1 protein-coding gene is annotated in these 279 nt (G+C 68.5%); it reads right to left on the bottom strand.

Annotated elements, in window-relative coordinates:
* Nucleotides 1-272 (bottom strand): MFS transporter (locus JHD80_RS28345; RefSeq protein WP_282568463.1); only part of this gene is annotated, 272 nt, incomplete at its 3' end.
* Nucleotides 273-279: the final 7 nt, after the last annotated feature.

A 279-nucleotide genomic window follows, 5' to 3' on the forward strand; every position in this document is an offset into this window, starting at 1 on the left:
AGGCGCATGATCACGGCCGTCGCGAGCGCCCAGAAGCCACCGATGCAGATCCCGAGCAGGGCGCGACCGAGCATCAGCACCGCGAAGTTCGGGGCGGCCGCGACCAGGACCAGCGAGACCAGCATGAAGGCCGTCATCGCGACCAAGACCCATTTCCGGTTCAGCGTCCCGGCAGCCGTGGTGATGGCCATGCTCGCTATGACCGCGAAGAGGCCGCTGATCGAGATCGCCTGTCCGGTCTGGCCCTCGGTCGCGCGCAACCCCTCGGCCATCGGCGTC

The organism is Allobosea sp. ASV33, from assembly GCF_016428755.1.
Lineage (GTDB): Bacteria > Pseudomonadota > Alphaproteobacteria > Rhizobiales > Beijerinckiaceae > Allobosea.